A 19817-nucleotide genomic window follows, 5' to 3' on the forward strand; every position below is an offset into this window, starting at 1 on the left:
CAACGCCCGAACTCGCCGCGATGGAAGAAAGCCGCGGCCAACGACGCCGCGACGGAAGTCTCTAGAAGGACGCGCGCCGGCGCTCGCCGGCGCGGCGGGCGCCTATTCGGCGGCCTCGGCGGGCGGCGGCGCCTCGTCCGGCGCGCGCTTGATCGACGCCAGTTCGACGTTGAGGCCGAGCGATCGCATTTCCTTGACCAGCACGTTGAAGCTCTCCGGGATGCCCGATTCGAAGGTGTCGTCGCCGCGCACGATCGCCTCGTAGACCTTGGTGCGGCCCGCGACGTCGTCCGACTTCACGGTCAGCATCTCCTGCAGCGTGTAGGCGGCGCCGTAGGCTTCCAGCGCCCAGACCTCCATTTCGCCGAAGCGCTGGCCGCCGAACTGCGCCTTGCCGCCCAGCGGCTGCTGGGTGACGAGGCTGTAGGGGCCGATCGAGCGGGCGTGGATCTTGTCGTCGACGAGGTGGTGGAGCTTCAGGATGTAGATGTAGCCCACCGTCACCTTGCGGTCGAACGGATCGCCGGTGCGGCCGTCGAACAGCGTCACCTGCCCCGACGAGTCGAGACCCGCCATCTCCAGCATGTCGACGATGTCCTTCTCGCGCGCGCCGTCGAACACCGGGGTCGAGATCGGCACCCCGCGGCGCAGGTTCTCGCCGAGTTCGGCGAGGCTCGCGTCGTCGAGCGCCTTGATCGTCTCCTCCCCGTCGCCGTAGATCTGGCGCAGCTTGCTGCGCAGCGGCCCGGCGTCGTGCGAGCGCAGATAGGCGTCGACCGTCTCGCCGACCTGCTTGCCCAGGCCCGCGCAGGCCCAGCCCAGGTGGGTCTCGAGAATCTGCCCGACGTTCATGCGGCTCGGCACGCCGAGCGGGTTCAGCACGATGTCGACCGGCTGGCCGTCGGCGAGGAAGGGCATGTCCTCCTGCGGCACGATGCGCGAGACGACGCCCTTGTTGCCGTGGCGTCCCGCCATCTTGTCGCCGGGCTGGATCTTGCGCTTCACCGCGATGAACACCTTGGCCATCTTCATCACGCCGGGCGGCAGCTCGTCGCCGCGCTGCAGCTTCTCGACCTTGTCGAGGAAGCGGTTCTCGAGCGACTTCTTCGACTCGTCGTACTGCTTCCGCATCGCCTCGATTTCCGACATGGTCTGGTCGGACTCGAGCGCGAAGCCCCACCATTGCGAGCGGGGAACCTCGTCGAGGATCGGCCGGGTCAGGATCTGATCCTTCTTGAAGCCCTTCGGTCCCGAGAGCGCATGCGCGCCCTCGAGCGTCACGGCCAGACGCGCGTAGACGTTGCGGTCGAGGATCGCCTGTTCGTCGTCGCGGTCCTTGGCCAGCCGCTCGATCTCCTCGCGCTCGATCGCCTGGGCGCGCTCGTCCTTCTCGACGCCGTGGCGGTTGAACACCCGCACCTCGACCACCGTGCCCTGCACGCCCGGGGGGACGCGCAGCGAGGTGTCGCGGACGTCGGACGCCTTCTCGCCGAAGATGGCGCGCAGGAGCTTCTCTTCCGGCGTCATCGGGCTTTCGCCCTTCGGGGTGATCTTGCCGACGAGGATGTCGCCCGCCTGCACTTCGGCGCCGATGTAGACGATGCCGGCTTCGTCGAGGTTCTTGAGCGCCTCTTCCGAGACGTTGGGAATGTCGCGCGTGATCTCCTCCGGCCCGAGCTTGGTGTCGCGGGCCATCGCCTCGAACTCCTCGATGTGGATCGAGGTGAAGACGTCGTCCTTGACGATGCGCTCGGAGAGCAGGATCGAGTCCTCGAAGTTGTAGCCGTTCCACGGCATGAAGGCGACGAGGACGTTGCGGCCGAGCGCCAGATCGCCGAGATCGGTCGACGGGCCGTCGGCGATGATGTCGCCGACCTCGACCCGGTCGCCGACCTTCACCAGCGGCTTCTGGTTGATGCAGGTCGACTGGTTGGAGCGCTGGAACTTCATCAGCCGGTAGATGTCGACGCCGGGCTTGGCGGCGTCGGTCTCCTCGGTGGCGCGCACGACGATGCGGGTGGCGTCGATCTGGTCGACGATCCCCGCCCGGCGGGCGCCGATCGCGGCGCCCGAATCGCGCGCCACCACCGCTTCCATCCCGGTGCCGACCAGCGGCGCGTCGGAGCGCAGCAGCGGCACCGCCTGGCGCTGCATGTTCGAGCCCATCAGCGCGCGGTTGGCGTCGTCGTTCTCGAGGAACGGGATCAGCGCCGCGGCGACCGAGACCAGCTGCTTGGGCGACACGTCCATGTAGTCGACGTGGTCGGAGGCGAGGAACACGACGTCGCCGGCGCGCCGGCACACCATCAGGTCCTCGGTCAGGCGCCCGTCGGCGTCCATCGGGGTGTCGGCCTGCGCAACCGAGTACTTCTGCTCCTCCATCGCCGACATGTACACGACCTCGTCGGTCACCACGCCGTCGCGCACCTTGCGGTAGGGCGCCTCGATGAAGCCGTACTTGTTCACCCGGGCGAAAGTCGCGAGCGAGTTGATCAGGCCGATGTTCGGCCCTTCCGGCGTCTCGATCGGGCAGATGCGGCCGTAGTGGGTCGGATGCACGTCGCGCACCTCGAAGCCGGCGCGCTCACGGGTGAGACCGCCCGGCCCGAGCGCCGACAGGCGGCGCTTGTGGGTGATCTCGGAGAGCGGGTTGGTCTGGTCCATGAACTGCGACAGCTGCGAGGAGCCGAAGAACTCGCGCACGGCGGCGGCGGCGGGCTTGGCGTTGATCAGGTCCTGCGGCATGATCGTGTCGATCTCGACCGAGCTCATGCGCTCCTTGATCGCGCGCTCCATCCGCAGGAGGCCGATGCGGTACTGGTTCTCCATCAATTCGCCGACCGAGCGCACGCGCCGGTTGCCGAGATGGTCGATGTCGTCGATCTCGCCGCGGCCGTCGCGCAGGTTCACCAGCGCCTTGACCACCGCGAGGATGTCGTCCTTGCGCAAAGTGCGCTGGGTGTCGGGCGCGTCGAGGTCGAGGCGCATGTTCATCTTCACCCGGCCGACGGCCGACAGGTCGTAGCGCTCGGAGTCGAAGAACAGCGACTGGAACATCGCCTCCGCGCTCTCGATGGTCGGCGGCTCGCCCGGGCGCATCACCCGATAGATGTCGAACAGCGAGTCCTCGCGCGAGATGTTCTTGTCGACCTTGAGCGTGTTGCGGATGTACGGGCCGACGTTGACGTGGTCGATGTCGAGGATCGGCAACTCGGTGAACCCGAGGTCGAGAAGTTGGGTCAGCGACTTCTCTGTGATCTCGTCGCCGGCTTCCGCATAGATCTCGCCGGTCTCCGGGTTATACAGATCCTCGGCGATATACTGGCCGAACAGGTCGGCGTCGTTGGCGAACAGCGCCTTGAGGCCCTTGTCGGCGAGCTGCCGGGCGGAGCGCACGGTCAGCTTGCGGCCGATCTCGATGGCGACTTCGCCGGTGTCGGCGTCGATCAGGTCGACGGTGGCCTTGACGCCCTTCATCCGGTCGGGATCGTAGGGCACGCGCCAGCCGCCCTTGAGCCGGGTGTAATTGACGGTGCGGTAGAAGGTCTTGAGAATCTCTTCGCCGTCGAAGCCGAGCGCGTGCAGGAGCGACGTCACCGGGATCTTCCGGCGGCGGTCGATGCGGGCGTAAACGATGTCCTTGGCGTCGAACTCGATGTCGAGCCACGAGCCGCGGTAGGGAATGATGCGGGCGGCGAACAGGAGCTTGCCGGAGGAGTGGCTCTTGCCCTTGTCGTGGTCGAAGAACACGCCGGGCGAGCGGTGCATCTGCGACACGATGACGCGCTCGGTGCCGTTGACGATGAAGGTGCCGTTCGGCGTCATGAGCGGCATGTCGCCCATGTAGACGTCCTGCTCCTTGATGTCCTTGACGGATTTGGCCTGCGTCTCCGGATCGACGTCGAACACGATGAGGCGCAGGGTCACCTTGAGCGGCGCGGCGTAGGTCATGCCGCGCTGACGGCACTCGTCGATGTCGTACTTGGGCGCCTCGTATTCGTACTTGACGAACTCGAGATGCGCGGTGTCGGCGAAATCCTTGATCGGAAACACCGACTTGAACACCGCCTGCAAGCCCTCGGTGGGACGGCCGCCTTTCGGCGCGTCCATCAGGAGGAACTGGTCGTAGGAAGCCTTCTGCACTTCGATCAGGTTCGGCATCTCGCCGACTTCCTTGACGTGCCCGAAGATCTTGCGAACGCGCTTGCGGCCGGTGAATGTCTGCGCCATGTCGTTCCTCAATGCTCACGCCCCTCTCGCGATCCTGCGGCGTGGATCGCTGTCGGGGCCGTCCGGGCGAACCGATCGCCCGCTCAATTCGCCGCCGCTGGTCGCGCGAACGGCGCTCCCGCGAGGGTCCAAAACAACGCCAACCGAAAAACGCGGGAACGGCCCCGGGGCCGAGGGCCCGGGACCGTCCGCATTCTAAACGACGAGCCCGCGCGGGGCCCGACGGCTCATTACTTGAGCTCGACCTTCGCGCCGACCTTCTCCAGGGCGGCCTTGATCTTCTCGCCTTCGTCCTTGGAGACGCCTTCCTTGACGGCCTTGGGCGCGCCTTCGACGAGGTCCTTGGCCTCCTTGAGGCCGAGCGAGGTGATCGCGCGGACTTCCTTGATGACCTCGATCTTCTTGTCGCCGATGGCGGCGAGGATGACGGTGAACTCGGTCTGCTCCTCGACCGGCGCGGCGGCGGCGGCGGCGCCCGGAGCGGCGGCGACCGCAACCGCGGCGGCGGCCGAGACGCCCCACTTGGCTTCGAGGAGCTTGGCGAGATCAGCGGCTTCGAGAACCGTCAGGGAGGAGAGTTCTTCGACGATCTTTTCGAGATTGGCCATTTCTGCGTGTTCCTTAATATAGGTTCGAACCGAGGGATGTGAAGAGCCTGTCAGGCTGCGTCTTTGGCGGCATAGGCCCCGACCACGCGCGCCAGCTTGGCTGCGGGCGCGGTGGAGAGCTGGGCGAGCTTGGTGGCGGGGGCGACGAGAAGCCCCAGCAACTTGGCGCGCAGCTCGTCGAGGGACGGCAAGGTCGCGAGCGCCTTGACCCCATCGACGTCGAGGGCCGTCTTTCCCATGGCGCCGCCGAGGAGAACGAACTTGTCGTTGTCCTTGGCGAAGGCCACGGCTGCCTTGGCCGCCGCCACCGGATCGGCCGAATGGGCGATCAGGGTCGGACCCTTGAGCAAGGGACCGATGGAGGCGACGTCCGTGCCTTCGAGAGCAATCTGGGCGAGGCGGTTCTTGGCGACCTGCACGGAAGCGCCAGCGGCCTTCATCTGCTTGCGCAGACGCTGCATCTGGGCCACCGTCAAGCCGGAATAGTGCGCCACGACCACGACCGACGCCTTCGAGAAGACGCCGTTCAGGGCCGCGACAGCTTCTTTCTTTTCCGCTCTATCCACGGTGCTGTCTCCGGTCGGCGGGCCCCGAGGCCCGCCTGTTGCACATGCCGCGCCGCGCGAGTGAGACCACTCGAGCGCCGCGACGACTTGCGCCTGTCCCCGGAGATGGGCGAACCCAGCGCCGGACAGATGGTTCGAACCGCATTGGCCGTAAGGAATCCCCCACGGTTGGAAATTCGGTCTTCCCCGTCTATGCTGGCCCCGCCGGCTCCTGTGACGGAGCCTTCTCGGAATTAAGCGGTCGACCCGAAGGTTTTCCGCGCCGGCAGTCTCGGACAGGACACGGCCGGAATGGACGAGAAGGGTTTCCCCCTCCGTCCTCCGGCCCATCCGCCGCCTCTCCCCGAACCCGCCTCGACGAGGCAGGGACTGGTAGGGCGGTAGCCATGTATGATCATTCGGGGTCCATCGCGCCGTTAACCCCGGCCGGGTCTCATAGCGCCTTTCCCCTGCCCGCGCAAGGGGCCGCATAGCGCAATTTGAACGCGGAGTCGCCTTGACGGACCAGCGTGAACATGCCCCACTGGACAGCGGACCCGGCGGTTTTCGGAGGCTTTGACGATGTCCAACCCACCTCTGCACGGCGTGGACGACGGTCCGACGGGCTATGGCGTTCTCGGCGAGGGCCCCGCCCGAGCGGTGCTGGGGATTTCCACCAACGGCACGGCGATCGAGGGGCGGACGTCGAGGCCGGGGGACGGCCCGGCGGTGTTCGGCACGGCCAGCGGCAACGGCCCCGGCGCGCAGGGCAACGCGTTCGGCCCTCAGTCCGTCGGGGTCTGGGGTCAAGGGCGGATCGGCGTCCAGGGCAACGGCTCAGGGGACGGCGAAGGCGTCCGCGGAGTCGGCGCGCAGGGGCCCGGCGTGACCGGAACGTCGCAAACCCAGGCCGGCGTGCAGGGAACGAGCGTCACGGGCTTCGGCGTGCACGGCACGAGCGCCGACGGCGACGGCGTGCACGGCGACGCGGCGGGGAACGGTTCCTCCGGCGTGGCCGGCTTCAACAGCGCCGGCGGCCACGGCGTATGGGGCGGCAGCGCCTCGGGCATCGGAGTCTACGGCCAGAGCGGCGCCGGCGGCGCGCCCGCCATCTATGCGAAGAACACCGGGGGAGGAGCGGCCGCCTTGCTCGACGGCAAGGTCGCGGTCTCCTCCGACCTGACCGTCGGAGGCGCGGCGCACGTGGCTCAGGCGCTGACGGTCGCGTCGGACCTGACGGTGAACGGCACGATCCACGTGGCCAACGACATTCTGCTCGGCGGCGGCGCCGACTGCGCCGAGGAATTCGACGTCGCCGCGGGTTGCGACGCGAGTCCGGGGACCGTGATGATCATCGACGATTCCGGCGCGCTCGTCCCTTCGGCGCAAGCCTACGACAAGCGGGTCGTCGGCGTGATCTCCGGCGCGGGGGCCTACAGGCCCGCGATAACGCTCGACCGCCAGGATCGGCCGTCCGGACGGCGCGGCGTGGTCGCGCTGGTCGGCAAGGCGTTCTGCAAGGTCGACGCGGGCTTCGGCGCCATCCGGGCCGGCGATCTGCTCAGCGCGTCTCCCACCCCCGGCCACGCCATGCGGGCGGCGGATCAGGCCCAGGCTTTTGGCGCGGTGCTCGGCAAGGCCCTGCAGCCCCTGCCGGAGGGAACCGGCCTGGTCGCGATGCTGATCGCCCTGCAATAGCCTCGCAGGTCGCTTCGGGAGCCGGCCGGTGAACCGCGAACCGCCCAATCTGGAAATCAGCTCGTACGGCAAGACCCTGGCCGGCGCCGCGCGTTTCCACGTCGTCGTCAAGCTGACGCAGTACGGCGGCGCCCACAACTATCATCTGGATGTTTCGGCGGATGGAACCGCGCTGGAGCAGAAGGAAGCCTCGGATGGCGACTTCGTCCAGACGACGCTCGGCGGCTACACGAGCTACAGTTTTTCCGCGCAGGCGTTCGAGCTCCAGAACGATGGCGGGTTTGCCTGGGGCGACTGGTCGGCGCCGATCACTCGCGACGCGCCCCCCGACTACAGCAGCCTGTCGGCTTTCCTGCGGGCGAGCGTCGCGCTCGGCGTGCAAGGGGTCGACCCCGCCGACGCGAGCCTGAGAGCCTTGCTGAAGCGCGCCGGCGCAAGAACCTTGAGGGCCCTGCTCGTCTCGTGACGTGGCCAGAAGAGGAATCGCGCCTTGGGTTTCTACACCTTCAAGCTGCTGACCTGCCACATCGCAAACACGCGGTCCCGGCACAAGGACACCGACACCGTCGCGTTCACCCTCAGCATCGACGGTCGCACGCTGCCGATCCAGCAGAAGGCGCTGGGCGACCTCAACAACGGCGACTACCCGATAGACCTCACGTATTCAATGGTCTACATAGGCGCTCCGACGGCTATCGTAACTTTCAACTACACCATCTATAATGGAGATCAATCCAAGCTTGGAACCGGTATAACAGATATTTCTGACCAACTCGCCGACAAGGCGACGGACTTTGTAAAGCAGAAGGTCGAGAACGGTGACCTTTCGGATTACACCGATTTTCCCCAGTCCGATCCGCCCGAGCCGGATGCGGGTCAGGATTACTTCGAGGACGCGTCCTGGACGCTGTACCTGGAGTATCTATCGCTCGCAAATTTCGTCTTCCCGGATTGCGACGGCTTCGTGGCCGTGGGCACGCAGGCGAACACCAGGGGTTGCTGGGATTCTCTGATCAAGGCCCGGGGCGGCGGCGCGCTCAGCAGGTCGATCCGCTATCCGGGGGACAACTCGCCGGCGGGATGCGGCGGAAACTCCGACTACACCGTCTCATGGAGCGTCGCACGGGCGCGACCGGCCGATGGCGCTCCGCACAGCCTCCGCAGGTTCCTGCAGGGCGTCGGCGCCTCGCCCGCGACCGGCATCCGCCGCCTCGCCGGCAACCAGCAAACGAGTCTGATCGATCTGCTTGGGCTGAGCTGACCAGCGGCTTCGACCAGCCTTCTTGTCCTCTGGCCGGCAGTCGAGCAGGACGGGAAAGCAACGCCGCGCAGACCCGCGCCCTCGCGCTTCGCGAGGATGCCGTGAGAGTCGCGCTTCGCCGCGTCTGCGGCGCCCAGGCGATCCAGACCGTCCCGGCGTTCGACAAGGCGATCCAACGCGTCCGCCCGAGCCGGTATTGCCCGCGGCCCGTTAGAATCATCTCGCCGCAGTCTCGCGTCTTGGGGCGCCGGCGATCCGAGGCAATTTGTTTGCGTCGTTCGCTCGTAGTCTGGCGCCGACGCGGCTACAGGCGGCGGCAAGGACAAGTCATCGGCGCGCTCGTCCCGCAAAACTCGCGGAAAGACTTCCCAATCGCGCATTCCACAACCCGCCTGATCGAAGCGGATGCATCGATATCTCACCCCTTAATGGGTCCTAGGCCCTTGACGTCCTTAGAACTCTCGTTCACTTGGTTTGCCAATGCCCATCAGTATCTGGTTAACCTCGTGAAATTTCTCGTGGTCGACGGCCATGCCATGACCCGGGACGGACTCGGCGCAACATTGGCGCAGCTTCGTCCCGAGGCGCTCGTCCTGCAGGCGAGAGACCTGACGGAAGCGCTCGCGCTCGTCGCCGAACACGACGACATCGAGGCGGTCCTGCTCGTCGTGGGGGCCGCCGGATCCGGCCTCGACGCGATCGACGCCTTTCGCAACGCGCGCGAAAGCCTTCCGGTCGTCGTCCTGTCCGGCGCCGAGACGGCCCGGGACGCGCGCGACGCCCTGACGCGCGGCGCCTTCGGCTACGTGCCGCGATCGGCCAGCCCCCGCACCCTCCTTTCGGCGGTCCGTCTCGTGCTCGACGGCGACCGCTACGTGCCGCCGCTGGTTCTGAACGGGCTCGCCGATTCCGGAAAGTCCGAGGCGCGCGGCGACAAGCCTCCCCGCCCGCCGGCGCTGACCGACCGGCAGATCGAGGTCCTGCGGCGCGTTTGCGCCGGCTTTTCCAACAAGGCGATCGCCCGGGAACTCGGCGTATCGGAAAAGACCGTCAAGGCGCACGTGACCGCGATCCTGAAGGCGCTGAACGTCGCCAATCGCGGCCAGGCGGCGACCGCCGGCCGCGCCGCCGGGTTTGTCTGAAGCGATCGTCGGGCGCGCGCGCCTTCTCAAAAAGGCATGCCCCCCTCATCAAGTCTGCGCTTGAACTCTCGCGCCGCGCACGAAAGCCTTGGGCCGTTTTCGGCAACGAAGCCTTCGGGGAATCATGCAAGCCAGAGCCGCCGTCTGCCGCGCCTTCGCGGCGCCGCTGTCGATCGAGACGATCGAGGTGGCCGACCCCGGCCCGGGCGAAGCGCTGATCCGCACCGTCGCCTGCGCCATCTGCCACAGCGACATCTTCTACATCGACGGCGCCTGGGGCGGCGAGCTTCCGGCGGTGTTCGGCCACGAGGCCGCCGGCGTGGTCGAGGCGGTCGGAGCCGGCGTGACGCGGCTGAAGCCCGGCGACCCGGTCGTCGTCACCCTGATTCGCAACTGCGGCTTCTGCCCGGCCTGCGCCGTGGGCGCGCCGGTGTTCTGCGAGGAGGTCTTTCCGCTCGACCGCCAGACGCCGCTGACGGACCGCTGGGGCAAGCCGCTCGTCCACGGCCTGCGCACCGGCGCTTTCGCCGAACGCATGGTGGTCGACGCGTCGCAGGCGGTGGCGATCCCCGACGACATGCCGCTCGACGTCGCCTCGCTGATCGCTTGCGGCGTGCTGACCGGCCTCGGCGCCGTGGTCAACACGGCGCAGGTCGAGGCCGGGTCGAGCGTCGTCGTCATCGGCTGCGGCGGCGTCGGCCTGAATTCCGTGCAGGGGGCGCGGCTCGCCGGCTGCGATCCCGTGATCGCGGTGGACGTGGCGCCGGCCAAGCTCGACGTCGCGCGCGCCTTCGGCGCCACCCACGCGATCGACGCGAGAACCGAAAACGTCGAGGAGCGGGTCAAGGCGCTGACCGGCGGCCGCAAGGCCGACTGGGTGTTCGTCACCGTCGGCGTCAGGGGCGCAGCCGAACAGGCGGTCGGGCTGATGAAGCGCGGCGGCGGGACGGTGCTCGTCGGCATGCCGCCCTCCGGCGTCCACGCGACGATCGATCCCGGCTGGCTCGCCGCCGACGGCCAGAAGATTTTCGGCTCGAAGATGGGCTCGGCGCGTCCGGTGGTCGACGTGCCGAAGATCGTCGCGCTCTATCGCGACGGCCGCCTGAAGCTCGACGAGCTGATCAGCGGCCGCTATCCGCTGGAGCGCATCAACGACGCGCTCGCCTCGTCGCGCTCGGGCGCGGCGGTGCGCAACGTCATCGTGTTCCAGGACGGCCCATGAAGATCGCGGACCTGAAGACCTTCGTCGTCGGCAACCCCCCGCCAGCCTTCGGCGGACGGTATTTCGTCTTCCTCACGCTGCGGACCGCCTGCGGCGTCGAGGGTGTCGGCGAGGTTTACGCCGCAAGCTTCGCGCCGGAGGCGATCGTGCCGATGATCCGCGACGTGTTCGAGCGCCATGTGCTGGGGTCGGACCCGTTCCGGATCGAGGCCTTGTGGCGCAACGTCTACGCCCGCGGCTACACCGGGCGCCCGGACGCGTCGCTGATGGGCGTCCTCTCCGGGATCGAGATGGCGCTGTGGGACATCGTCGGCAAGGCGGTCGAAAAACCCGTCTATGAACTGCTCGGCGGAAAAGTCCACGAGCGGCTGCGCAGCTACACCTACCTCTATCCCGACGAGCCGGGCTCGCACGCCTATTCCGACAGCCCGGTCTATTCCACGCCGGAAGCCGCGGCCGAGCGCGCGCTCAAATACCTCGCCCAGGGTTTTACGGCGGTGAAGTTCGATCCCGCCGGCCCCTACTCCGCGTTCGATCCGCGCCAGCCGAGCCTCGAGCGGCTGGAGCTCGCCGAGGCGTTCTGCAAGACGTTGCGCGAGGCCGTCGGGACGCGCTGCGACCTCCTGTTCGGCACCCACGGGCAGTTCACCGTGTCGGGCGCGCTGCGCCTCGCGCGAAGAATCGAGCCCTACGAGCCGCTGTGGTTCGAGGAGCCGACGCCGCCCGAAGCGCCCGAGGAGATGGCGAAAGTGGCGGCCCAGTGCCGCATGCCGATCGCGACCGGCGAAAGGCTCACCACCAAATACGAGTTCGCCCGCGTGCTCGCGACCGGCGCGGCCTCGATCCTGCAGCCGAACCTCGGCCGGGTCGGCGGCGTTCTGGAGGCCAAGAAGATCGCCGCGATGGCGGAAGCCCATTACGCCCAGATCGCGCCGCACCTCTATTGCGGGCCGGTGGTCGGGGCGGCCAACGTCCAGCTCGCCGCCTGCATCCCCAATTTTCTCATCCTCGAAAGCATCGAGCGCTTCGACGGGTTTCACGCAAGGATCCTGAAAAAGCCGATCCGCTGGGAGGACGGCTTCGTCATCCCGCCGACCGAGCCGGGCCTCGGCGTCGAACTCGACGAGGCGGTCGCCGACGCCCACCCCTGGCAGGGGTCCGCGCTGCATCTGATGCCGCGGACGGCGCCGGTCGCCGCGCCCGATTAGGCCGCCGGTTGCGCCGGGCCGCCGCGGCGCCCTTCGACACGGGCTCGCGGTCGGACGCAGCGCCACAGCGATCCCACCGCCCCGTCGACCGGCCGTCGGCCCCTGTCGTTGGCGTGGACGATCGCGGCGCGCTCACGCCCGGAAAGTCTCCGCTCGGCCTGGCTCGTTGGCTCCGCTGCTCCTCGACGCTCAGAGCCTGCGGTCCAACGCCCGCCCTGCCCATTGCCGACCCGGTTAGCCGCGCGATGCGGAGCAGACAATCGGGAACCCGACTCTCGGAACCCAACTCCATCTCACGTCGTGAGCATGATCTTGCCGCGCGGCTTCGGCCGGCTTCCGTCGAGCATCTCGTGGGCGGTCCTCGCATCGGCGAGCGGCAAGACTGCGCCGACGCCGGCCGAGAGCGCTCCGGAGGCGAGCATGACGGCGATCGGTTCGAGGCGAGAGGTGGTGACATCGACGAGGAAGAACCGCGCCTCGACCCCGAAGCGCTCGGCGGCAGCCGGGTCGGGCGGCGAAACCGTCGAGACGAGCCTGCCCCCACGCCTCAAGACGCCGAAAGAGCGCGCCTGCGTTTCGCCCCCGACGAGGTCGATCACCGCGTCCACGTTTTGCGCGCGATCCTCGAATCGTTCGCTCTGGAAGTCGATCGCTTCTTCCGCCCCGAGCATCATGACGAAAGCGATGTCGCTCGCCTTTGCGGTCCCGACGACCTTGATCCCCGCCGCGCGCGCGAGTTGCACGGCAATGGCGCCCACGCCGCCGGCCGCGCCATGAATGACGACCGTTTCGCCGCGCTCGAGCTTCGCCTGCTCGAACAAGGCCTGCCACGCGGTGACGGCGACGACCGGGGTCGCCGCGGCCGCCACGTCGGACACATCGCCCGGCTTCACAGCGAGCCTGCCGGCGTCGGCGATCGCCGCCTCGGCGTAGGCGCCGGTGAAGCGCGCGTTGGTCGCGCCAAAAACGGATTGCCCGACCGCCAGACCGGAAACCCCTTCGCCGACGGCGTCGATCACGCCCGCGAGATCCGAACCGAGCGTCAGTGGCAGAGGCTGCGGCAGCACGCTCTTGCCGGCGCGCACCCAGGCGTCCCAAGGGCCGACGCCGGCGGCGCCGATCCGCACACGCGCCTCGCCTACGCCCGGCGCCGGAATCGCGACGTCCTCGACCATGATCGCGTCCGGACCGCCGAAGCGATGGACGCGGCAGGCTCTCGCGAACAATGGGGACGGGCGCGCCACGGGCTCCCTCACAGCGTGCTCATGCCGCCGTCGACGACGATTTCACTTCCAACGCAGAACGCGCTTTCCTCCGAGGCCAGGAAAACGATCGCGTCGGCGACCTCGACCGGGACGCCGCGGCGCCCGGCGGGGATCTGCGCCACAAGCGCTTTGACGGCTGCCTCGTCCATGCCGATCTTTTCATGGAAGGGCGTCGCGATCGGTCCGGGGCTGACGACGTTTGCGCGCACGCCGCGCGGCAGGAGCTCGCCGGAAAGGGTCTCGGCCAACGACATCAGCCCCGCCTTGGTCGCCGCATAGATCGACGTGTTCGGCATGCCGATATGGGCGTTGATTGATCCGTTGAGCACGATGGAGGCGGGATTTGCCAGAAGCGGCAAGAGCGCCTGAATCAGGAAGAACGGGCCCTTGAGGTTCACCGCGAACGAACGGTCGAAGTCGGCCTCTTCCCATTGCCCGATCGGGCGGAAGTCGCCGATCCCGGCGTTGATGACGACGATGTCCAGGCCGCCGAACGCCTCTCTCACCGCATTGGCGATCGTCGTTTGCGCGGCGACGACGCCGGCGTCGGCTTCAATGGTCAGACCGGCCTCGCCCAAGTCGTGCTTCGCGGCGGCGAGCCCGCTTGCCCTGGCGCCGGTGACGGCGACGCGGGCGCCCTCCTCGACGAAGCGCTTCGCCGTCGCTCGTCCGATGCCGCTCGTGCCGCCCGTGACGAGGGCGCGCTTCCCTGCGAGTCTGTCGCTCATGTCGCGGTCTCCAGCGGGGCCTGGCTGAACGAGAATGCCAATCCCTCACGGATCGTCAATCGTCAGGACGGCGCCATCGTCGGCGACGAACACGGCGACCAGGGTCGCCGGCTCCGTTGCGCTGGCGTTCTCGCTGACGAGGTGTTCGCTTCCGGGCGGCTCGAAGAAGGCCTCGCCGGCCTGGTAGCGCCGGACCGGTTGCCGAATTTTCCGAGCGGACCGCGCCGGAGACGACAAACGCCAGGACACTCCCGGCGTGATGATGTCTCTCCGATTTCCCCCCGGGCGGATAGGCGACCAAGACCGCGGTGACCGTCTTGCGCGGGACGTTCGGCAGCGCCGCTGAGAGGATCGGCCGCACCGCTTCCCTCACCTCGGCTGCGGTCGTCCAGGGAATGGGCGCCGGACCGGCGCCCGCGACGACAGCGACCGCCAAGGCCGACCGCATGGATTTATGCACCGCTCCGCCCTCCCGGATATGCAAAAGCGTCGGTGCAGCGATACCCGTCGGAGGAGCCGCCCGCTTGGCTCTTTCTGCGTCGCTTTGCGCGTTTCGAGCGCAAAACGCGCTCCACAGGATTGCGCCATTGCGCGCTCAGAACCTTCCCCTCCCCGCCTGTGTGCAATCGGAAAGCAGGAATGGTCCTGACGTTCGCGAAGCCGGTCGGTTCTCAGGCTCATCCGGAACGTCCCTTCGCGCCGATGTCCGGCCGCTGGCGATCCCCTCGCCTGTGCGCCCCTATGGAACGCTTCGCCCAGCCGCGCGCCAGGGTTGCTCGTCAGGCCCGGTGCGATGTCGCGCGACGCCCTCGCGCCGGTCGCCGGGTCATCGAGATCCTCCGCGAGACTGACCATGCAGGCCCGGCGCGCAGCGAGCCGAAGCGAAACGCCCCGAACGGCTGCAAAGTCTCGTTTGCCGGGCCCCTTCCCCGGTCGGCCGGAGCGGAAACGACCCGCGCTGGCCGCGCGGCCCGTGACGAGCGGGTCGGCGAGCGTGAAACCGAACCTCTCCGCAACCCTCCGGAAAGTCTCAATTCGGGAGCCGCGCGCGCCTCAGTGCTGCGGCCCCATCAGCCACTGTCCGTGCTCGGCGCACCAGACGTGGTTGTGCAGGTTCGCCACCCATTGCCGCCCCGAGGCGGTGATCGACAGGTACTTCACCCCCTCCTCGATGTGGTCCTTGACGCTGTTGGAGAAGAACGTCGGATATTTGTCGACGAGATCGGCCGGCGTGTCGTAGCCGAACTGACGGTTGGTGCCGGTCTCCTCGAACTCGGCGAACAGGGCGTTGGCCTTTTTCGGATAGAGCGGGTCGCCGAGCTGGCCGATCAGGTCCGAGGCCAGCATCAGCCTCGCCTCGAGATCGGCGCCGCCGGGGCCGTCGAGACAGGGCGGAAAGCGGGTCAGCTCGATCGCCTCGGCGACCCTGGCCGGATCGAGGTGGGGGGAATTGCCCAGCCGCTCGTAGACGAACAGCTTCGAGCGGTCGACGTGGTAGGGCATCAGCGCCGCGTCGGAGGCGCCGCGTTGCAGCGTCACCTTCCGCCCGCTCTGGTCGATCACGAATTCGCTGGTCGTGTCGCCCTTCAGAATCCCGCGCACGAAGCCGATGTCGTGCAGAAGACAGGCGCAGATCAGGTGGAGGTAGTCGGACGGCTCGATTCGCTGTGTCAGGAGGCGCCCGCGCAAGATGTCGCGCCCGACCGCCGTCACCAGCATCGTATGTTCGAAATTGTGGTAGAGCGCGTCGCTCTTGGCGATCGCCTCGATGGCGCTGCACGCCAGCGATCCCAATCGTTCGGCCTGATCCTCGTGCGCCGATCCGAAGATGTCCCGAAAGTCTCCGGCGAGAAATTTTCCCAGCCTCCGGGCCGCCAAGGCCGCGATCATCTCCACTGTCCACGCTCCCCGAAGACTAACCCGCCCGCCCATGATCGACGCGCGATGGCGGCACTATAGATTTAGGGCGCCCCACAGCTTTGCGCCAGTGGCTGAAAACAGTCGCGAGTCGCGCCTTCGCGTCGCTTGCCGCCCGCGCCCCGCCGCCTATGCTCCCCAGGGCGACGGATTCGACTCACGGGAGGCGCGAATGACGATGCGGTACGGCTTCATCGGGCTCGGCGCCCTCGGCGGCGCCCTCGCCATGAGCCTCCGGCGCGCCGGTTTCGGCCTCGTGGTGCACGACCTCGATCGGCAATCGGCCGCGGCGCTCCTGCAGGCGGGCGCGGTCTGGGCCGACGATCCCGCAGCCCTCGCCGGGCAGGTCGACGCGGCGTTCACCTGCCTGCCCTCCCCGGCCGTCTCCGAGCGGGTGCTGACCGGCGAGCGCGGCCTCATCTCCGGGTTGCGGCCCGGCTCGACCTGGATCGAGACGAGCACGGTCGACGCGGATTCGATCCGGCGCCTGGCGGCGCTCGCGGCCGAGTCGGGCGTCTTCACCCTCGAGGCGCCGGTCACCGGCGGCGTGCACAAGGCGGCCGAGGGCGCAGTCGCGGTCATCGTCGGCGGCGAGGACAAGGTCTTCGAGCGCCACCGCGCCGCGCTCGAGGCGATCGGGCGGCCGGTGTTCCGTGTCGGGCCGCTGGGCTCGGCGTCGGTGATGAAGGTCATCACCAACATGCTGGCCTTCATCCACCTCGTGGCGGCGGGGGAAGCGCTGATGCTGGCCCGGCGCGGCGGACTCGACCTCGCCCAGGCCTATGCGATCATCAAGGCGAGTTCGGGCGCGAGCTTCGTGCACGAGACCGAATCCCAGCTCGTCCTCAACGGCTCCTACAACATCGGCTTCACCATGGATCTCGCCTGCAAGGACCTGGGCTTCGCCATGGCGCTGGGACGCGACCTCGGCGTGCCGCTCGACCTCGCCGCGATCACCGCCCAGACCTTCATCCGCGCCCGCGAGGCCTACGGCGGCGGGGCGTGGTCGACGCAGGTCGTCAAGCTGCTCGAAGACGCGCTGCACACGGATTTGCGCGCGCCCGGGTTCCCGGAAACGCTTTGATCGCAAGGCGGCTGGAGAGGAGCGGGACTCGCGCTCCGGGGCGGCGGGACGCCGCCCCTCCCGCACGCCGCGTTCGGCTCGCCCTTGTGTGAGGCCGGCCCGGCCTGTCAGCGGAACTCGAAGGCCGAGATCGTCTTGCCGGCGATCACGTCGCGGAAGGCGTGGATGCCGGCGCTGTCGCCGGCGGCGCCGGCGACCACCATCAGCGGCATCAGGTGTTCTTCACGCGGGTGGCAGGCGCGGGCCCCGGGCGCCTTGTCCCATGCCGCGAGCCGCGCCTCGCGTTCGGCCGCCGGCGCCCGGACGGTCTCGTCGAGCCAGGCGTCGAAGGTCGAGGACGCCCCGTCGCCGCCGGTGAAGAAGGTCCCGAGATCGTGGAAGCTCATGCCGCTGCCGACGATCGCCACGCCGGAATCGCGCAGCGGCGCCAGCGCCTTGCCGAGGCGGACGTGGAACGCCGCGTCGAGGTCGCGCCGCAGCGACAGCATGACGACGGGAATCTCGGCCTTCGGGTCGACGATCAGGAACGGCACGAACACGCCGTGGTCGAACCCGCGCGCGGCGTCGGCGGCGACGGGAAGCCCCGCCGCCTCGATCAGGCGCTTGACCTCGAGGCCGAGGGTCGCGTCGCCCGGCGCGGGGAACTGCAGACGATAGGTGTGCTCCGGAAAGCCGTAGTAGTCGTAGAGCATGCCCGGCTTCGGATTGACGCTGACCGTCGGCTGCGCCGCCTCCCAATGGGCGGTCACGACCAGGAACGCCTTCGGCCGCTCCGGCAGCGAGGCGACGAGGCCGGCGAGATAGCCCCTGAGCCTGTCCCAGGCGTGCGGCCCGAACGGCGGCGGGAACTCCATCCAGAAACAGGGCCCTCCGCCATGCGGCAGAAAGATCGCGGGCTGGCGGGCGGGCATGCGGCATCCTCGTGACTGAGACATCCTCCAAGCCTAGGTACGCGCTCGGGTGACGCCCGGCAACACGGGCGCCGGCGCGGGCCGCGCAACGCTCTGTCCCTCGGACCGCGACGTTTCGCGGCTCAGACGGCCGACTGCCGTCCGGTCTTCGGCGGCGCGATCAAGGCCTCGGCGGGTATGCCCCATTGGCGATTGAGCTTCCACGCCATCCCCATCGTCAGGGATCGCTTTCCGGACAGGACGTCGGAGGCGCGCTGCCGCGAACCGAGCAGGCGGCCGAGATCCGACTGGGTGCGGCCGCCGGTCTCCATGCCATAGCGAATCGCGTCGACCGCGTCCGGCGGCGCGATCGGCCAGCGCTTGCGTTCGTAATCTTCGATCGCCAGCGCCAGACGATCGAAGCGATCCGCCTCCGGCGCGGCGGGCTTCGGCTCGTTGTCGAAAAACGTTTCGATCTCGTCGAGCGCCGTTCGTAATCGGCCTCGGAGCGAAGCGGTCGGACTATCGTGTTCGCCAGGAGACGGTCTCCGGATCGATGCGGCCGTCTCTTACGCCGCGTCGTGAAAAATAATCCCCACCGTGTAGCGCTCGCCGCTGCGGATCCGGCTGACGCCGTGGCGCAGCGCCACCCGGTAGACGCCGCGCGTCCCTTCGACGGGGCGCTCGCGCACGGCGAAGATCACGCCGTCGCCCTGCCCGAGTTCGACGACCTCGACGCGCGACTGCATCCGCGGGCGCTGCTCGGTCAGCACGAACGCGCCGCCGGAAAAATCCCGCCCCGGCGCCGAGAGCAGGACCGCGACCTGGAGCGGAAAGACGAGCGCGCCATAGACGTCCTGGTGCAGGCAATTGTAGTCGCCGGCGCGATAGCGCAGCAGGAGCGGCGTCGGCTTCCCTTGCCCGGCGGCGCGGCAGAGGGCGCGGAAGGCGTCGAGATCGGCCGGGAAGCGGTCCGCTCGGCCCATCGCCGCGCTCCAGCGGTCGGCGACCGGCGCGAGCCGCCGATAGAGGGTTTGGCGCAGCGCGCCGACGACGGCGGGCAGCGGCTCGGCGAAATACTTGTACTCGCCCCGACCAAAACCGTGGCGGGCCATGACCACGGTCGAACGGAAGCTTTGGTCGTCCGGATAGAGGGCGGCCAGCGCCCGGCATGCGTCGGGCGCGAGCAGGTTTGGCGCGACGGCCGCGCCATAGGCGTCGAGGTCGCGCTCGATACGAGGCCAGTCGAGCGCGTGAAGCGTTGGTTCGGTCATGACTTCGCCTTCCCGAGGAAAGAACACGGGGGACGGTCCTGGCCGTTCCAGCTTCGGCCGGCCACCCGATTCCGGAGCGGCGCCGCTCACGCCGCCCGTCGCATCGCCCCCTCGGCCGCGTCGGCGATCGAGCGCGCGCCGAACAGAATGAAGATCACCCCCACGATCCGCGTCACCGCGACGCCGTGGGTGAGGAAGAACCTCCGCACCGCAGGAAGACCGGCGACGAGGATCAGCGTCGCGTCGGCCAGCAGAAACCCTGCGAAGGCCGCGACGAACATCTGCGGCGCGTCGGCTGCCTTGAGCGCGCCGATGTAGGGGGCGACGATGGCGGAAAACATCGCCAGCGCCACCGGATAGGATTTCGGATTGGTGAGGCCGAAGGCCATGCCGGTGGCGAGCGGCCGCTCGGCCCCGATCGTCTTCGGCGGCGCGTCCTTGCGCGTCATCACCGCGCGGACGCCGAGATAGATGAGATACAGGCCGCAGACGAAGCCGAGCGCCTCGAACAGCGTCGGCCCGAGCGTGTTGGCGCCGACGATCGCCGCGACCGCGAGCGCGCCCCACACCACGTCGCCGACAAGATGGCCACAGATGAACCACGCCCCCGCCGCCCGCCCGCGCGCGGCGGCGAGGGTGAAGAGCGCGAGAAACGCCGGCCCCGGCGTGACCACGTAGAGGTAGGCGGCGGCGAGGGTGGCGATCAGGATTTGGGGGTTGGTCATCATATTCCTCCGCTATAATA

General features: G+C 68.5%; 17 protein-coding genes and 1 pseudogene. 7 read left to right on the plus strand and 11 right to left on the minus strand.

What is annotated here, in order from left to right; genetic code table 11:
- Positions 1–102: 102 nt before the first annotated feature.
- The 3 genes from rpoB to rplJ all read right to left on the minus strand — a co-directional run bounded on the left by rpoB (position 103) and on the right by rplJ (position 5404).
- Positions 103–4230: a DNA-directed RNA polymerase subunit beta gene (gene rpoB / locus DFR50_RS13410; protein WP_113889766.1), complete on the minus strand. Its 4128-nt coding sequence runs from the start codon at positions 4228–4230 to the stop codon at positions 103–105.
- A 230-nt stretch (positions 4231–4460) separates the two neighbouring features.
- Positions 4461–4838 carry a 50S ribosomal protein L7/L12 gene (gene rplL / locus DFR50_RS13415; protein WP_113889767.1) on the minus strand — a complete coding sequence of 126 codons (378 nt, stop codon included), beginning with the start codon at positions 4836–4838 and terminating at the stop codon, positions 4461–4463.
- A 50-nt stretch (positions 4839–4888) separates the two neighbouring features.
- Positions 4889–5404 (minus strand): 50S ribosomal protein L10, encoded by a 516-nt coding sequence (rplJ, locus tag DFR50_RS13420; RefSeq protein WP_113889768.1) that lies wholly within the window; start codon positions 5402–5404, stop codon positions 4889–4891.
- 561 nt (positions 5405–5965) lie between these two features.
- On the opposite strand from rplJ, the gene DFR50_RS13425 reads away from it, so the two are divergent.
- From DFR50_RS13425 to DFR50_RS13450, 6 genes are all read left to right on the plus strand, one after another.
- Positions 5966–7081: a hypothetical protein gene (locus DFR50_RS13425; RefSeq protein ID WP_210208887.1), complete on the plus strand. Its 1116-nt coding sequence runs from the start codon at positions 5966–5968 to the stop codon at positions 7079–7081.
- Between the two features lie 28 nt (positions 7082–7109).
- A complete protein-coding gene (locus DFR50_RS13430; RefSeq protein ID WP_113889769.1) occupies positions 7110–7547 on the plus strand; it encodes a hypothetical protein in 438 nt (145 codons plus the stop codon).
- A 24-nt stretch (positions 7548–7571) separates the two neighbouring features.
- Positions 7572–8342 carry a hypothetical protein gene (locus DFR50_RS13435; RefSeq protein WP_113889770.1) on the plus strand — a complete coding sequence of 257 codons (771 nt, stop codon included), beginning with the start codon at positions 7572–7574 and terminating at the stop codon, positions 8340–8342.
- Positions 8343–8848: 506 nt separating this feature from the next.
- On the plus strand, positions 8849–9484 hold the full coding sequence (locus DFR50_RS13440) for a LuxR C-terminal-related transcriptional regulator (RefSeq protein ID WP_113889771.1): 636 nt from the start codon (positions 8849–8851) through the stop codon (positions 9482–9484).
- A 124-nt stretch (positions 9485–9608) separates the two neighbouring features.
- Positions 9609–10706, plus strand: a complete 1098-nt coding sequence (locus tag DFR50_RS13445; RefSeq protein WP_113889772.1) for a Zn-dependent alcohol dehydrogenase — start codon at positions 9609–9611, stop codon at positions 10704–10706.
- A complete protein-coding gene (locus DFR50_RS13450; protein ID WP_113889773.1) occupies positions 10703–11914 on the plus strand; it encodes a mandelate racemase/muconate lactonizing enzyme family protein in 1212 nt (403 codons plus the stop codon). Before DFR50_RS13445 ends, DFR50_RS13450 begins: the two co-directional genes overlap by 4 nt.
- A 293-nt stretch (positions 11915–12207) precedes the next feature.
- On the opposite strand, the gene DFR50_RS13455 is transcribed toward DFR50_RS13450, so the two are convergent.
- The 4 genes and pseudogenes from DFR50_RS13455 to DFR50_RS13470 form a co-directional block, all read right to left on the minus strand.
- Complete coding sequence (locus DFR50_RS13455; protein WP_113889810.1) at positions 12208–13089, minus strand: NADP-dependent oxidoreductase; 882 nt, start codon at positions 13087–13089, stop codon at positions 12208–12210.
- Between the two features lie 77 nt (positions 13090–13166).
- A complete protein-coding gene (locus tag DFR50_RS13460; RefSeq protein ID WP_113889774.1) occupies positions 13167–13907 on the minus strand; it encodes an SDR family oxidoreductase in 741 nt (246 codons plus the stop codon).
- A gap of 45 nt (positions 13908–13952) precedes the next feature.
- Positions 13953–14355: pseudogene (locus DFR50_RS33600) on the minus strand (cupin domain-containing protein).
- 605 nt (positions 14356–14960) lie between these two features.
- On the minus strand, positions 14961–15797 hold the full coding sequence (locus DFR50_RS13470) for an HD domain-containing protein (RefSeq protein ID WP_113889775.1): 837 nt from the start codon (positions 15795–15797) through the stop codon (positions 14961–14963).
- A 199-nt stretch (positions 15798–15996) separates the two neighbouring features.
- On the opposite strand from DFR50_RS13470, the gene DFR50_RS13475 reads away from it, so the two are divergent.
- Positions 15997–16908 carry an NAD(P)-dependent oxidoreductase gene (locus DFR50_RS13475; protein WP_113889776.1) on the plus strand — a complete coding sequence of 304 codons (912 nt, stop codon included), beginning with the start codon at positions 15997–15999 and terminating at the stop codon, positions 16906–16908.
- Between the two features lie 107 nt (positions 16909–17015).
- Here DFR50_RS13475 and DFR50_RS13480 read toward each other — a convergent pair whose 3' ends face one another.
- The 4 genes from DFR50_RS13480 to DFR50_RS13495 form a co-directional block, all read right to left on the minus strand.
- The gene (locus DFR50_RS13480) at positions 17016–17819 is read right to left on the minus strand and encodes a DODA-type extradiol aromatic ring-opening family dioxygenase (RefSeq protein ID WP_113889777.1); all 804 of its coding nucleotides are present in this window, start codon (positions 17817–17819) and stop codon (positions 17016–17018) included.
- 122 nt (positions 17820–17941) lie between these two features.
- Positions 17942–18130: a helix-turn-helix domain-containing protein gene (locus DFR50_RS32545; RefSeq protein WP_210208888.1), complete on the minus strand. Its 189-nt coding sequence runs from the start codon at positions 18128–18130 to the stop codon at positions 17942–17944.
- A 237-nt stretch (positions 18131–18367) separates the two neighbouring features.
- Complete coding sequence (locus DFR50_RS13490; protein WP_113889778.1) at positions 18368–19072, minus strand: 2OG-Fe(II) oxygenase; 705 nt, start codon at positions 19070–19072, stop codon at positions 18368–18370.
- Between the two features lie 86 nt (positions 19073–19158).
- On the minus strand, positions 19159–19797 hold the full coding sequence (locus DFR50_RS13495; RefSeq protein ID WP_170153206.1) for a LysE family translocator: 639 nt from the start codon (positions 19795–19797) through the stop codon (positions 19159–19161).
- Positions 19798–19817: the final 20 nt, after the last annotated feature.

This window comes from Roseiarcus fermentans, assembly GCF_003315135.1.
Classification (GTDB): Bacteria; Pseudomonadota; Alphaproteobacteria; order Rhizobiales; family Beijerinckiaceae; genus Roseiarcus; species Roseiarcus fermentans.